The sequence below is a fragment of the Nocardia sp. NPDC051052 genome (assembly GCF_044456045.1).
In the GTDB taxonomy this organism is placed as follows: domain Bacteria; phylum Actinomycetota; class Actinomycetes; order Mycobacteriales; family Mycobacteriaceae; genus Nocardia.
This window is the reverse complement of the sequence record NZ_JBITFL010000002.1, coordinates 55,384-68,976: the sequence shown is the minus strand read 5'-3', so window position 1 is coordinate 68,976 and position 13,593 is coordinate 55,384. Positions and strand designations below refer to the sequence as shown.

Here is a 13,593-nt window from a genome sequence, read left to right as displayed (position 1 = left end):
TGGCATAGGCCACCACGGTAGAGCCGCCGTTCAGCTGCATGGCGCACGGTGAGAGGACGTCTGATGGGCTCGGGAAACAGGAGCGGTCCGGCGGTTTCGTTCAGCCGGCCGTCTTCGGCGCGGGTGTATGGGTGGATGCTCGGTGGGAAGGATATCTATCCGGCCGACCAGGACATCCTGCTCTATATGTTGGGCCGATTTCCGGAGTGCGTCGACATCGCCCGGCAGAATCGCCAATTCCTTTATCGCGCAGTCCGATATCTGGTGCAAGAAGCGGGCATCAGCCAGTTTCTCGACATGGGATGCGGGCTGCCGACCGACAACAACGTCCATCAGGTCGCCCAGCGATTCAACCCGGACGCGCGGGTTGTTTATGTCGATGCCGACCCCATCGTGCTGGCGCACGGCCGCGCACTGCTGGCCGACGCCAAAGCGAGCACCACTGTCGTCACCGCCGACATGCGCCTGCCGGAACTGATTCTCGCCGATCCCGATGTCGAGGGCCTGATCGACTTCACTCAGCCGGTCGCCGTGCTGTACCTGTCGGTCGGCCATCACCTCAAAGACGTCGACAAGGTCGGTCGGGGCGCGCGGCAGGTGTTGCGGCACATCATCGATACCGTCGCGGTGCCGGGCAGCCACCTCGTCTTCTCTCAGGTCGTCAGCGACGACGCCGCGCTGGGGGCGTCGTTCGCCTCGAAGATCGACGGCTCCGGAATACCGTGGCAGAGCCGGACGCCCGCGCAGGTGGACGCGCTGTTCGACGGCCTCGAACCGGTCGACCCCGGTCTGGTCAATCTCGTCGACTGGCGTCCCGACCCGGCCCAGCCGCCGCTGGAAGCGGTGCCCGAGCCGCTGCTCAGATACGTCGGGGCCACCGAACGTCGCAGCAACGTCTACGAATACGGCGGAATTCTGCGCAAACCCTGAACCTCGGGACGCCGCAGATGTGTTCGTTATCCGGCTGTCTCGCTGCGCGTCTCGCGTAAAGCGGTGTTGTCGCCGCGCAGCCGGTCGTTGTCGGTGTGCAGGGTGGCGTTGGCGTCTTCGAGGTCGAGGATGCGGGCGATGCCCGCGAGGTTGACGCCGGTGGCGGCCAGGGTGGCGATGCGTCGCAGGCGGGCGATGTCGTCGCCGCTGTATCGGCGGGTGCCTCCGTCGCTGCGCGCGGGGGTGAGCAAGCCGTGGCGTTCGTAGAGTCGCAGCGTTTGCACGCCGATCCCGGCTAGGTCGGCGGCCACCGAGATCCCGTAGACCGCTTGGCCTGGGTCGGGTAGATGTGATCCGTGCTGGGTCTCCGGTGGCATCGCTCTCCTCATCTGTGGGGCACAGCAGGTTTTCTATTCTAGGCACTTGCGCTCACATGTCTAGAATGCTAGAACAAATCTGTTCCAGATGGCATAGGTTATCTGATCTGACAACGGAGATGGTGATGCCGATGGATGCTTGGCCTGCAGAACTCCACGCAACAGGCAGTAAGACCGCTACGGCGGTAAGACGATGAGCGCCGAGTCTCGCGCGTTGCATGTCCACCTGGACCAGGTCGGCTCGGCCGCGGTGCTGACCGTCGATGGCGAGGTCGACGCGGCGTCGGCGCCACAGCTGCGGTCGGGGATCGAGGACGCGCTCGGCAACAAACCCGCGCTGCTCGTGGTCGACCTGTCCAGCGTGCGGTTCTTCGGATCCGCGGGGCTCAGCGTGCTGCTGTTGGCGGCAGAGGCGTCCGCGAAGGGTGGATTCCGGGTGGTCGCCTCGGCACAGGTTCGACGTCCGATCGAGGTCACCGGGCTCGACGCGGTGCTCGAGGTCTTCGACAACATACGCGACGCGCTGACCTCGGGTGATACGCCGAACGTCGCATGAGTTCGTCACTGGCACAACGCGTTACCGCGTGATTCAGCGCGATCGGTGCACCCGCGTCTCGTCCCAGACCGGTGTGGCGCGTTCGTAGACTGCCCCGTCGGAACCGAATACCAGGAAGCGGTCGAACTCGCGGGCGAACCAGCGGTCGTGGGTGACGGCGATGACCGTGCCCGCGAACTCGGCGATGCCCTGCTCGAGTGCGTCGGCCGAGTGCAGGTCCAGGTTGTCGGTCGGCTCATCGAGCAGCAGCATGGTGACCCCGGACAGTTCGAGCAGCAGGATCTGCAGCCTGGCCTGCTGCCCACCGGAAAGGTCGTCGTAGCGCTGTTCGGCGGCGCGGGCCAGCCCGTAGCGGTCCAGCACCCGGCTCGCGGCCTCCCGACCCATCCCGTCCCGGTGTTCGTTGCCGAGATGCAGGATCTCCACCAGCGTTCGGCCGGACAGATCAGGCCGGGAATGGGTCTGCGCGAAATAGCCGGGACGGACCCGGGCGCCGAGCGCGGCGGTGCCGGTATGCGGCACGGGCACCAGATCGATGTCCTGGACGGGCCGGTGCTCTCTCTCGGGATCGGAGCCGCCTGCCGCAAGCAACCGCAGGAAGTGGGACTTGCCGGATCCGTTGGCGCCCAACACCGCAACGCGATCGCCGTACCAGATCTCGGCGTCGAACGGCCGCATCAATCCGGTGAGCTCGAGTTGGGTGCACACCAGCGATCGCCGTCCGGTCCGGCCGCCACGCAACCGCACGGAAACGTTCTGCCGCAACGGAACCGACTCGGGCGGCCCCGCGTCCTCGAACTTGGCCAACCTGGTCTGCGCGGCGTGATAGCGGGCCGCGACACCGTCGTTGAACTTGGCCTTCTCCCGCAGCCGCAGGACAAGCGCACGCAACTTGGCATGGTCCTCGTCCCAGCGCCTGCGCAGTTCGGCCAGGCGGGAATTGCGGTCCTCGCGCGCCTGCTGATACCCGGCGAAGCCGCCGCCGTGAATCCACGCGGTCGCGCCGCTGACGCCGGGTTCGAGGGTGACGATCCTGGTGGCGGCATTCGCGATCAGCTCGCGGTCGTGGCTGACGAACAGCACCGACTTATCCGATTCGGCGATCGTCCGTTCCAGCCACTGCTTGCCGGGCACATCCAGGTAATTGTCCGGCTCGTCGAGCAGCAGCAACTCGTCCGGTCCCGCGAACAACGCCTCCAGCACAACACGTTTCTGCTCGCCGCCGCTGAGGGTGCGCACGGCCCGCCACTTGGCCCGATCGAACGGGACGCCGAGGGCGGCGATGGTCACCCGGTCCCAGAACGTCTCGGTCTCGTATCCGCCGACATCGACCCAGTCCGTGAGCGCGTGCGCATAGGCGAGCTGGGTCGACTGCTCGTCCCGTTCGATCAACGTGTTCTCGGCGGCGTCGAGCGCTGTCGCGGCGGCCCGGATCGGGTGTGGCGCGATCGCGACGAGCAGGTCACGTACGGTGGACTCGTCGTCGACCTGGCCGACGAACTGCCGCATGACGCCGAGATTCCCGGACCGGGTCACCGCGCCACCGTCGGGAGTGAGATCGCCGGCGATGAGCCCGAGCAACGTCGTCTTCCCGGTGCCGTTCGGCCCGATCAGCGCGGCCTTGACGCCCTCGCCGATCCGGAAGCCGACCCCGTCGAGCAACTGTCGCCCATCGGGGAGAAAGTAGTCGAGATCCGCGATATCTATGTGCGCCATGGGACTGCCAGCCAACCCCACCGGCGCCGGGCCGCGCAACTCGGTTTCGGTGCCGTCGGCGAGGATGCCGAATTAAATCCCGATGTCGAGAACGGTCAGGTAGCGATCGATATCGTGCTTCACCGCGGCGCACAGATCGTCGAATTCGGCTGTGACGGTGTGCTGCGCCGAAATCTGTCCGCACAGTGTGGATGACTGTCGCAGCACGGATCCCGAGGGGGCACGGTCGGTCTTCAGGGCCGGTCCGTTCGGTCCGCTGTCGAACAGTTCGCCGGCGACCATGTCGAAAACTGTTGCCGGAAGGGCGTCGCTGCGGTCCAGCCATTCGCGCAGGGTGGCATCGATGGGATGGCCGACGGCGTCGGTGATCTGGTGCCGTATTGCGTCAGCGGCCTGTCCGGCCCGGTACACGGCCGCCGCCGTGACGCTGCTGTCCGCCACGCATGCGGCGTACAGGCGGTCGAGATCTATCTGCAAATCGATGGTCAATGATGCTGCGCCGGTGTCGAATTGCTCGGTGAGGGTGTTGGTCACCGCGAGCGGCGGCGGCGTCGCGTTACGCATGCTCTGCACGATCTCCTCGGTCGCCGCCGCGTCGCACGAGACGAGAAACGTGTTGTGGCCGTGGATTTCGATACTTCCCTCCGCACTGTATTGGGCGGTGAGTGCTATGTCGCGGGTGTGCGCGGCCGCGCACGACACGGTATTGCGAGTGATCGGTACCGGCACCAGTTGCGGGGTCGGCGCGGTGGGCCGGTAGTTGAACAGATGCGCGATGCGCGCGGGTGGGTCGGGGTGGTGGTGGCGCATGATCGTGTCGAGGACGTCGGTCGGCACGGACACGGGCAGGGCGAGCGTGGTAGCGAAGGTGCAGGTGCCGCCGAGGTATTCGACCGCGGGGGAGCCGGGGCGAGGTCGCTTGGCGAGTGCGTTCATCGAGAAGTCGAGCTCGGGTGCGCCGTCGCGATGGGCGAGGAGGACCGTGCCGGGCTGGAAGTAGTACCGGGTCGGTTGCTCGGCGGCCGCGAGTTCGGCATTGCGCGCGTCGGGAAAGACGCGGATATCGAAAGTAGGCGCACCGGAGGGGAGTACGAGGGCATCCGGTCCGAAGAGGGGCCCGGCGGGTGCTGGCATGGCGGCGTCCTTGGTCAAACGAGCGTGTTGCCGGTGACGACGAAGATCGGTTCGTCGACGAAATCGTGGCCGCGGCGCACCGCGCGCGTCCCGGCGGTGGTGCTGAGGGTGAACACGACGGTGCAGTCCAGGCCGGTGACGGCGGAGCCGAGCGGGATCAAGACATGGACGAAATCGATCGGATGCGCCGGGCTCAAGCTGAGTGCGGGTATCGCGATCCGGGGATCGTCGTCGACCGAGATCTGGACGTCCATGCGGGTGATGCCGGTGGCGTCGAAGTTCAGTCCCGCCGCATTGATGGTGAGCGGATGCTGCACCTGCTGGATGACGGTCGTATTGAAGGTGACGTAGTTGCGCAGGCCCGACTTCGGCAGTGGCACTGGGATATCGAGCGTCCGTGACACGACCGCGCCGGTCGCGTGCGAGGCATCACCGGGCAGCGCGCTCGATTGTCCGGCGGGCAGCGCCCGGTCGGCCAACCCGATGACGGTCGGCTGGGCCGGACCGAGCAGGCCCAATCGGTGCAGCACGAGGTCGAGCGGCCCGCGGTTGGCGACCTGGACTACCGACGAGACAATCGCGGCGGTCAGGTCATCGGAGTCCGCCGTTTGGTGCAGATTGAACGTGGCCTGTGTCCGCACCAGCCCGGGGAACGCATCGTCGAGCCGGAGCGCGAGCGCGGCAAACAACGGCGCGGGCCCCCTGGTGGCGAGCTGCTGGAGGAACAGGTTGACCGTGGTGGTGGCCGGAGTGGACCGGTCATCGGTGATGTCGACACCGGCCTGCACCGTATGCGCCGCCACACCATCGGCGAAAACCGCTGTCGCGGCGGGGAAGCCGTCCAGAGTGCCGGGATGGTGTGGATCGAGCCCGACTGGCAGGGTGAGCCGCAGCCGCCGGCCGGCAGCCTCGGGAATACCGGGCAGGTCGGCGGCCAACTGCGCGAGATCGATCGGATCGGCCAGCGGCGCGAGCAGGAAGGTGAAGTGGAAGCGGCAGCCGGTGAGGCTGCCGGGAGAGTCGTCGACGATGGAATCGCAGACCGCGGCAAGGCCTTTGGCGCCCCGGACAATGCCGTAGGCCGCGGGCACCGCGACCACCGTCCCGCTGACCTGACCGAAGTAGAGTCTGCGCAGCGTCGGGTAGCGGTCGGACACATTGCCGAGCGTGGTCAGCTCGCGGTATTCCGAACGGACGCCCGCGAATTCGCTGAGATCGGCGCTGTCGATGATGGGCCGGGTGGTGCCGTCGGCGGTGATCGTGAACCGGCTCCGGTAGGTATCCGTCGCGAACGTCAGCCGCAGCGCGGTCGAGCGTTGGACGCGCGCGGTCACCGGCATGAATCGGTACGATCCCAGGACCGGCTCAGCGGGTTCGTACTCGCCGTGTTCACCGTCGCCGAAGACGTGGAACTGGTAGCCGTGGAAGATCGGCCTGTGTATCGGGAAGCCCACGTCGGGGGCGGTGACCAGGACCATCTTGTAGACGCTGTAGCTGACAGCGATCCCCAATACCGCGTTGCCACTCCGGGTCAGGTGCACATAGGCGGCCTCGACCGCATCGCCGATGAGATCGAAAGTCGCGCTGATGGTTCCGGCATCGGTGTAGCTCGCGCCGCTCGTCGCGGTGAGCATCTGCGGGTTCCCGTCGGAGTCGGTCACCGGTAGCGACAGGGTGAACTGCCGCACCTCCAGATCGGCGACCAGTCGCGGGGGCAGGTCCGGGGATTCGCGGTAGAGCGCGGCGATGTTGTCCGGCATCCGCATGCTCACCGAGAACGTCAGTCGTGCGCGGTTGAACGGATCACCGTGCGGATCGACACCGGACTGGACCGCGGCGAAGCTGAACGCCGGATCGTCGGCGACCAGCGCGAACCCGGGCAGGTACCAACTAGGACCCGAGACGCTGTCCAGCAGGCCGGGAGTGGCGCTCTCGTAGCGCAAACACGGGATATCCCAACCGTCCTGCGGGTACGGCATCGGGTAAATGCTGTTGTCGTAGATGCCGGGACCGATCCGGGCCAGCAGCCATGGCGTCGCCCCGCTCGCGACGAAATCGTCGAAGGCATTGTCTATCAAAAGGTCACGGTCACCCTCACCCAGACCGCCTCCGACAGGCTCGATTATGGCGTCGGGCATTGTTTGCTCCGTAGTTCCGTTGTGTCGCAAGCGATCAGGCGCTGGCGACAGCCCTGTTGACGTAGTCCCTGATGGTGGCGACCTTGTCGGGTGGTGCCGCGGGCAGCGGCGCGTCCAACAGCGGCACATACTTGATGCGACCCAGCGGCAGTGGAACTTTCACCGGTGTCGCGGTGGAGTAGATGATGGTCTCGTCGAGGAAGTCCACACCGTCGACGACCACCTTCATGGTGTAGCTGAATTCGCTCTCGGCGTCGTACTTGTCGGTGAACACCTCCCACAGCGCGTCGGTCTGATTCCCCTGGTGCACCGAGATCGGCGGGTAGGTATCCGCGCCGATCGTCGGCGTGATCGACACTGTGATGTTCGGCGGCAGTTTCGCCGGATGCAGGTAGAAACGCACGAAGATATAGCCGACGGCGGCGGCCGTGAGAATCTGGCTGTGGCTGGTGGTCAGCTCCTCGATCTCCGCGATCGCGGGATCGTGCGGTGCCATCGCGGACGAGAGACTCACCCGGGGGTCGCGACCGTCGAAAACCAGCTTGCGACGCAGCTTGACCTGGTCCGTCGGCCAGCCCGGCACCGGATTGTCCAGGCGCAGAAAGGAAACGTTGACGTAGTCGGCCTCGTTGGCGTCGGTCCAGATCGCCGGCCGCACCGGCCCGCTCGGCGCGAGCTGGCCCGGAATATAGTGCTGGCCCTGGCCGAGCATCCGGAGATTGGGTTGACCGTCTTCGACCGGGCGAGAGTAGTCGGGGTAGCCGACCTCGAGCTGCACGGCCCGCAGCGGATCACGCAACTCGGATGGCGCGTTGAAATCGACCTGGCAGGCGGCGGCCACCTGAATCTTCTTGAAGAACTCACCGATATCGATGATGAACAGGTACTTGTTGAGGTCGGCGCGCACCGCGGGCAGCAGATCGTTCAGATCGCCGCTGACGGTCTGGCTCACCGCGATGGTCTCGTCCAGGATGAGCGTCTGGTTGAAATGGATGGCTCGTCGCTCGTGCGTCGACTTCAGCGACACCGAGGTGCCGCCGAAGACCTGGCTGAACCAGCCGCGATTCGCCGCCGCCTTGCTGTCGGTCTTGCTCGGATCCCAGTCGAAGATCTCCTGCTTGACCAGATCCATCGCGGTCTTCTTCATCATGTCGACGTTCTCGGTGACCCATTTCTTGGTCTGCTCGTCGAGAATCGCGCCGTTCTGGGTGATATGGGTCGTGACTCCGCCCGAGGTGACACAGGAACTGTAGGCGTATTCCGCCTCGAGGTCGGTGATCCCGAAAAATGAACCCGAGGACACCGCGGCGGAGAACGAGTCGTACACCTTGTCCACGTCGATATTCACCACGACCGTTACGCCGTTGATGTAGAACGCTTCCTGCAAGGTGTTGGCGACGGTGAACGGCGGTGAGGTACCTGCTTTGAGCGCGCTGGCGATCGCACCCGCCGCGACCAGATTGCAGCTGATCAGGAAGGTGGAGATGCCGTGCTGTTCGATGCTGCCCTTACCGCTGTACTGGGCCGTCATATTCAGCAGATGGCCGACCGCGGCGGGGTCGGGCACCGCGCACACCACGGCGCTGTCGGTGATCGGGACGATACCGAGAACGGGGGCGGGGTCGTTGGCCTGAAAGTTGAAGTACTGCGCGAGGCGCGGGCCGGGCATACCGTGCTCGTGCTGCTTCAGCTTCTGCAGCACGCCCTCGATCACGCTGTCCGGAATCGCGAATGTGGTGGAGAACGTGCAGAATCCGCCGCCGATCTCGGTCACCGCATCGCGCAGTTCCTCCGGGGTGACACTCGATTCCTCGTCGAGCAGACCCTTGAACAACGTCATCTGGAAGTCGTACTCGTCGGGCGTATCGTGCTTGCGCGCCAAGTAAACTCGGGAAGGCTGGAAGTAGTATTGGGTCGGCTGTCCGGCCTGTCGTAATTCGGGATTGTGTGCGTCGGGGTAGACCTGCACATCGTATCTTTTCCCGGTCTCGTCGTTCACCGTCACAACGACGAAGTCCGGACCGAAGAGCGGTCCGACTCCGGAGACGAAGTCTGCCATGTCGAAATTCCTGCCGTGGTATTGCGAGTGGTTCCGCACGGCCCCGATGTCCGGTGCGAGATTGTCGAATCAGCGTGATCCTGATCGGGTGGACTATCGCGAGTAGCGACTACTCGCTTTTCGGGCGAAACGGGCATTGCCAATCCGGGGCCACCGCGCGACCGGAATACTGCCTGGCCTGGGATCCCGACGCGGCATCGAGCAACATGGGGTTCACCGAGCCTTGTACAGCGATGTCACGGGACCGGATGCGGCGTTTGAACGAATCGAGCAGGCCCTGCTCGCGCAGCCGCGTGAATTGTGTGTGCGGATTGAAAACAAGAGTGGGCCAAAAGAATTGGCGGGCCATCCGGGAAGCGAGCGGATGCAAGCCGACCACATAGTAGGCATGCCCGCCGATACTGAACGAGAACCACGGATCCATCGGATCGGGGCTGGTTTCCGAATCCCAAGGGAAAGAACGGATATCGAAGTCGTGCAGGTGCTGCAGATGCCGCCACAGTAGGTCTTCGAAATGCGCCTCGGAGGTCACCGGCGGACCGGTGAACGCCGCGACGAACGCGGCGAACCCGGCCTCGGGCAGATCGCGGGCGAAATCGGCCAGGTCGCCGCAGCCCGCGCGAGCGCTGTCCGCCGCGCCCAGTTCGTCGTAGACCCGGATCCGGCAGAGCTCACGGCGAACCGAGGACCTCGCGCCGACGCACGGAAAGCCTTCGCGCAGTATCGCTTCCCGAAACAGCGCCGAGATCGACGACTGTCGATCCGCCGTCATGGCCGCGGTCAGAACCGTCCGGCGGGCGCCGCCGCGGGAACGGTCACGGTGCCGGTCAGTCCCGCCGCCTGATACTGCGGGGCCGCGTCACCGCCCGCCTCCGGGTTGCTGGTCACCACGGCGCCGGTCGCGGCCAATTCCACTGCCGCGGAGCCGGGTTCGGGAGCATCCGGTAGGAAAACGGTGAGCCGTGCGGTCCGCACGATCGGCCCGCCGCGCCCGACGCTGCGGTGCTCGATGGTGCCGGTGAGCACGATGCCGGTGCCCGGCTCATGGTCGGCCGGTGTGCTTTGCAGCTGGTGGGTGGCGTTGAACGGCGAAAACGAGTCGCCGAGCGTGATGTCCAGGCTGCCGGATTCGGCAGCGTAGGTCAGGTGCAGATCGGTTCCGGTCAGGGTGTAAGTGGCGTTGATTGTCATAGCGATTCCTTGATTGAACTGGGTTGTTTCCCGGACGCTAGGCCCGAGTCGCGGCCGGCACACGCGTAGCCGGCTACTCGTCCACCTGCTCAGGGCAGTGGGCCGTCGATGGCCCGGTCGACCGCGGCTTTGGCGTCGACGATGCCGTTGCCGTATACGGCGTTCGGCCAGCTCCAGCCGGGGTCGGCGACGGTGTGACTAGCCGTTTGCTCGATGATCTGCTTGACCTGACGCGGCGTGATGTTGATATTGCAGGAGTAGAGCAGGCCCGCGATGCCGGACACGAAGGCGGCGGCCGGGGAAGTGCCGGTGACTTCCGCGTACTGTGGCGAGCCCCAGGTGGAATACAGGTCGAGGGTCTTGATCTTCGAGCCTGGCGCGCTGACACTCATATGATTTCCGGTGTTCGACCCGCTACCCGGACCAGCGATCCACTGGTATCGGAGTTTGTTGACCGCGCCGACGGCGATGACGCCGTCGTAGGCGGCGGGATAGCGCAGGATATTGGAGTTGTCGTTGCCCATGCCGGCGACCACGGTCGTATTCGCTTGCAGCGCATAGTTGACCGCGTCCCTGAGGTGCTTCGTGTCGCCGATCAGGCTGACCAGGCTGACATTGGCCACCTGCGAGTACTCGCCTGCCCATTGGATCGCCTTCGCCAGCTCGTCGGTATTGCAACCGCTGCCGACGCCGCCGGCGGGGGTGGTGGTTCGGCAGACGGCCCTGGCCGCGAAAAGCCGGCAGCCCCACGTCACCCCGGCGATGCCGATGCCGTTATCGGTGGCGGCGCCGATGATGCCCGCCATGGCTGTGCCGTGCCCGATCTCGTCCTGGGGGTCGCCGTCCGGCGAGGTGAAGTCGCCGACCCGCTGCTGGCCGGGGCCGACGGCGGGGTTCTCGCAGAAGTCCCAGCCCTTGCCTCGCGTCGACGTGCCGAGTCGCGGTGCGAGATCCGGGTGATTGCTGTCGCAACCGGAGTCGACGATCGTGATTTTTACTGTGTCAGAACCCTTTTGGCGATCCCAGGCAAGTGGTGCGTTGATCATGTCCAAGCCCCACTGGTCACCGTAGCTCGGGTCGTTGGGAATGGCCGCGAGGTCGCAGAGGCCGGCGGGCTCGGCGTAGGAGATCTCGTCCAGCTCGATGAGCGTGTCGATGGTGGCGTCGATGTCGGTGTCCTCGGACAGCCGGATCACATAGGTGGCCAGCATGCTGCTCAGCAGGTCGGGATCCACCTCGTAGGGCTCCACCTCGGCATAGAGCCGGGTGATCGATTCCACGGGCAACGAGGCCAGGACGTTGTCGACGGTTTCGATCCCGAAACCGATATAGGCGCCCCCCTCGACGGTGTCGGTGATGAACTCTGAGACAAGAGCATTCGCATCCGCGCTGAGCTCTACGACCACCTTTCCCGGTGCGTATTCGTCGGACATTTCGATCCACCTATCTGGCCTTGCGATATCGAGAAGCGTGCGATCACGCCTCGGCAAGCCGAGTTCTCCTTCACGACCGTAGGTAGTACGAAGAGCCGGAAACAGCGTAGGCGGGTACTCGATTCTCGGCAGCTCAGTGAGCGTGGGCGGCGGCGCGGCGGATGTGGTCGGCGAGGGCGGCGAGCGCGGTCGACGAGGTTCTCGCCTTGGCACCCCAGGCCAGCAGGTGATGGCGGCGCGACCATGCGTCGGAAAGCTCGCATACCTCGACGGATCGGTCGGCGACCACCGCGTTGCGCGGCACGATGGCCAGGCCGACGCCCGCGGATACGAGGGTGATCACGGTGGTCAGGTTCGCGACGCGGGTGCGATAGCGGGGGAGCGGGCCGCCGTGCACACCGGCGTTCTGCTCGATCCACTGCTGTAGTGAGGAACCGGTGTCCAGGCCGGCCAGCGGGTGTTCGGCGACCTCCCGATAGGTCAATGTGGTTCGCCCGGTGAGGATCCCGCCCGCCTGGCCGATCACCACGAGCGAACCGTCGCATAGCGGCTCGACCTCCAGGCCGCAGTCGCCTGCCTCGTTGTCGATCACGACGCCGAGGTCGGCGGCGCCGTCGGTGAGGATTCGCACCATCTCGGGCGTACGGCGCTCGGCGACAACGACATCGATGCCGGGCTCTGCGCGTAGGAAGGTGATCAAGGCTTGCGGGATGATCCGGTGCATCGCACCACCGCCGCCGAGCAGGGTCAGCGAGGCCTCGGGCGAACGGGTGTATCCGGCGAGCGCGCTGTCCAATCGGGCCGTGTGCCGCAACACTTCTCGCGCGTGCCGAGCCAAGGTGGTGCCTGCCGGGGTCGCGCGCACGCCCCGCCGACCGCGGATCAGCAGGGGCAGGCCCGCCTGATGCTCCAACGCGCGCACCCTGGCACTGGCCGAAGGCAAGCTCAGATGCATCCGCCGCGCGCCCGCCGTGATGGATCCCTCTGTGACGATGGCGAGAAACAGTCGCAGGTCGACCAGGTCGTAGTGCACCTCGTCAGCCTATGTTGGTGCCTAAGGCTGTGTGCACGGATTGCGCATTGTGCGGAGGTCGCCCGTTCAGCGACTCTTGTTTCTGGCGTGCTGATTTCGAATGCAGCGGCCCCGTGAACACTGAGAGGGAGGTGCGGTGATGACGCGTCCTGCCACGAACTCTGATGAACTGCTGCCGATCGGGAAAGCCGGTGCCATCGATGAACCCGCTGCCGATTTCACGCGGCTACTGCGGATCTTCGGCCGCCGAGCGCTGTTCCTGGCGGCGCTCGCTCTACTGATCGGCATGCAACCGTTGGCGTTGCTCCTCGCCCTGGCAGGTCTAGGGCTTCTCGTGGTACCTGTGTCCCGCCCGCCGCAGCCTCGAGTCGAGTGCGCGCCCAGATCGATGGGGATTCGCTGACGCGTGCCGGGCCGGAACCCGGGCGGCGGCCGTGCTGCTCATCCGGCGGGGGGTTCGGTTGTGGGCGAAGGTGATTGTGGCAGAAGTACTACGGAGCGTAGTATCGGGGGACCTACTGGGGAGAGGGTCGCCATGGAAACCATCACCGTCGAACGCATCATCGCGGCGCCGGCCGAGGACGTCTTCGAGTGGCTGGCCGACGCGAGCAACTATCCACGTGCGACGTGGGTCGTCTTGCGTCAACAACTTGCCGTGCCGGGGGAAGGCGCGCCTTACGGCCGCAACGCGGTGCGTCGGCTGCTCTGGGTGGTGGGCTGGTTTCGGGAGCGAATCACCTCCTATGACCCGCCGCGTGAGTTCGGCTACCTGGTCGAACGCAGCTTTCCACCGTCTCGTCACGAAGGCGGGAAGCTGACGTTCACCGAGGTGCCCGGGGGGACGCGGGTGGTGTGGACGACGAGCGCGGAGGTGCGGCTGCCATTCGCGGCGACGCTGAGCCGTGTTCTGGTGAAGCCGGGGGTGGCCTACATCTTCGGGAAGGTGCTCGCCGCCGCGGAGGCTGACTTGACGAAGGGTTCGCGGTAAGTGTGACCATGGGCAGCCGCGCGAAATAAGGGAGTGGC

Annotated in this window: 13 protein-coding genes; 4 read left to right on the top strand and 9 right to left on the bottom strand. The window is 65.8% G+C overall.

Annotated features, from left to right (window positions below; all coding sequences use genetic code 11):
- Nucleotides 1–63: 63 nt before the first annotated feature.
- The gene (locus ACIBCN_RS05355; protein WP_396990261.1) at nucleotides 64–930 is read left to right on the top strand and encodes an SAM-dependent methyltransferase; all 867 of its coding nucleotides are present in this window, start codon (nucleotides 64–66) and stop codon (nucleotides 928–930) included.
- Between the two features lie 26 nt (nucleotides 931–956).
- Here the strand turns inward: ACIBCN_RS05355 and ACIBCN_RS05350 are convergent, their stop codons facing one another.
- Nucleotides 957–1,307 (bottom strand): helix-turn-helix transcriptional regulator, encoded by a 351-nt coding sequence (locus ACIBCN_RS05350; protein ID WP_396990260.1) that lies wholly within the window; start codon nucleotides 1,305–1,307, stop codon nucleotides 957–959.
- Nucleotides 1,308–1,500: 193 nt separating this feature from the next.
- Here ACIBCN_RS05350 and ACIBCN_RS05345 point away from each other — a divergent pair, with 193 nt between their 5' ends.
- Nucleotides 1,501–1,863 carry an STAS domain-containing protein gene (locus ACIBCN_RS05345; protein WP_396990259.1) on the top strand — a complete coding sequence of 121 codons (363 nt, stop codon included), beginning with the start codon at nucleotides 1,501–1,503 and terminating at the stop codon, nucleotides 1,861–1,863.
- A gap of 33 nt (nucleotides 1,864–1,896) precedes the next feature.
- Here ACIBCN_RS05345 and ACIBCN_RS05340 read toward each other — a convergent pair whose 3' ends face one another.
- The 8 genes from ACIBCN_RS05340 to ACIBCN_RS05305 all read right to left on the bottom strand — a co-directional run bounded on the left by ACIBCN_RS05340 (nucleotide 1,897) and on the right by ACIBCN_RS05305 (nucleotide 12,567).
- Nucleotides 1,897–3,579, bottom strand: coding sequence for an ABC-F family ATP-binding cassette domain-containing protein (locus tag ACIBCN_RS05340; RefSeq protein WP_396990258.1), 1,683 nt, complete (start codon nucleotides 3,577–3,579; stop codon nucleotides 1,897–1,899).
- 72 nt (nucleotides 3,580–3,651) lie between these two features.
- Complete coding sequence (locus tag ACIBCN_RS05335) at nucleotides 3,652–4,713, bottom strand: hypothetical protein (protein ID WP_396990257.1); 1,062 nt, start codon at nucleotides 4,711–4,713, stop codon at nucleotides 3,652–3,654.
- A 14-nt stretch (nucleotides 4,714–4,727) separates the two neighbouring features.
- On the bottom strand, nucleotides 4,728–6,851 hold the full coding sequence (locus ACIBCN_RS05330; RefSeq protein ID WP_396990256.1) for a hypothetical protein: 2,124 nt from the start codon (nucleotides 6,849–6,851) through the stop codon (nucleotides 4,728–4,730).
- A gap of 34 nt (nucleotides 6,852–6,885) precedes the next feature.
- Nucleotides 6,886–8,910: a hypothetical protein gene (locus ACIBCN_RS05325; RefSeq protein ID WP_396990255.1), complete on the bottom strand. Its 2,025-nt coding sequence runs from the start codon at nucleotides 8,908–8,910 to the stop codon at nucleotides 6,886–6,888.
- 109 nt (nucleotides 8,911–9,019) lie between these two features.
- A complete protein-coding gene (gntA, locus tag ACIBCN_RS05320; protein ID WP_396990254.1) occupies nucleotides 9,020–9,682 on the bottom strand; it encodes a guanitoxin biosynthesis heme-dependent pre-guanitoxin N-hydroxylase GntA in 663 nt (220 codons plus the stop codon).
- 8 nt (nucleotides 9,683–9,690) lie between these two features.
- A complete protein-coding gene (locus ACIBCN_RS05315) occupies nucleotides 9,691–10,101 on the bottom strand; it encodes a hypothetical protein (RefSeq protein ID WP_396990253.1) in 411 nt (136 codons plus the stop codon).
- An 89-nt stretch (nucleotides 10,102–10,190) separates the two neighbouring features.
- A complete protein-coding gene (locus tag ACIBCN_RS05310; protein ID WP_396990252.1) occupies nucleotides 10,191–11,534 on the bottom strand; it encodes a S8 family serine peptidase in 1,344 nt (447 codons plus the stop codon).
- 133 nt (nucleotides 11,535–11,667) lie between these two features.
- On the bottom strand, nucleotides 11,668–12,567 hold the full coding sequence (locus ACIBCN_RS05305; RefSeq protein ID WP_396990251.1) for a LysR family transcriptional regulator: 900 nt from the start codon (nucleotides 12,565–12,567) through the stop codon (nucleotides 11,668–11,670).
- Nucleotides 12,568–12,706: 139 nt separating this feature from the next.
- Between ACIBCN_RS05305 and ACIBCN_RS05300 the strand changes: the two genes are divergently transcribed.
- Nucleotides 12,707–12,970 (top strand): hypothetical protein, encoded by a 264-nt coding sequence (locus tag ACIBCN_RS05300; RefSeq protein WP_396990250.1) that lies wholly within the window; start codon nucleotides 12,707–12,709, stop codon nucleotides 12,968–12,970.
- Nucleotides 12,971–13,102: 132 nt separating this feature from the next.
- Nucleotides 13,103–13,555, top strand: a complete 453-nt coding sequence (locus ACIBCN_RS05295) for an SRPBCC family protein (RefSeq protein WP_396990249.1) — start codon at nucleotides 13,103–13,105, stop codon at nucleotides 13,553–13,555.
- Nucleotides 13,556–13,593: the final 38 nt, after the last annotated feature.